The 373-nt window shown below is 47.2% G+C and carries 1 protein-coding gene; it reads right to left on the bottom strand.

Annotation, left to right across the window (positions count from 1 at the left end):
- On the bottom strand, positions 1-354 hold a 354-nt coding region (locus tag BB427_RS07190), incomplete at its 3' end, for a hypothetical protein (protein WP_302622126.1).
- Between the last annotated feature and the right edge of the window lie 19 nt (positions 355-373).

Below are 373 nucleotides of genomic sequence, written 5' to 3'. Positions count from 1 at the left end.
GCAGAACTCAGTCTGTCCTTCTACAAGATCTTCACCGCGGAGGAGTTCTTTGAACGTATGGTTTGTTGATACGGTCACACTTGAATCGGTGGAGCTTCTTACAATAGTGTTCTTGCCAGGTCGCAAGGTTTTGTAGAATTTGTCCATTTCGATGTACAGTCTCCTTTGCTCGTCCAGGGGAATGGGATTTCCGAGTTCATCGTATTTGGGAGCCAGGAAGATTCTGACGGTAACATGCTTTTCATCATTGCTGTTGTTCTGGGCGTTGATGATGTAAGAGAAAGCTTCGTGGTCCAAATGGTGGTACCTTGCCCGTACAGATCCTGGTTTTGCGAAGTGCAGACAATGGGACAGTTCAAGTTCATCCTCCGGG

It is taken from the genome of Pseudoalteromonas sp. BMB (assembly GCF_001709235.1).
GTDB classification, from domain to species: Bacteria; Pseudomonadota; Gammaproteobacteria; order Enterobacterales; family Alteromonadaceae; genus Pseudoalteromonas; species Pseudoalteromonas maricaloris.
This window is presented reverse-complemented; position numbering and strand designations above follow the sequence as displayed.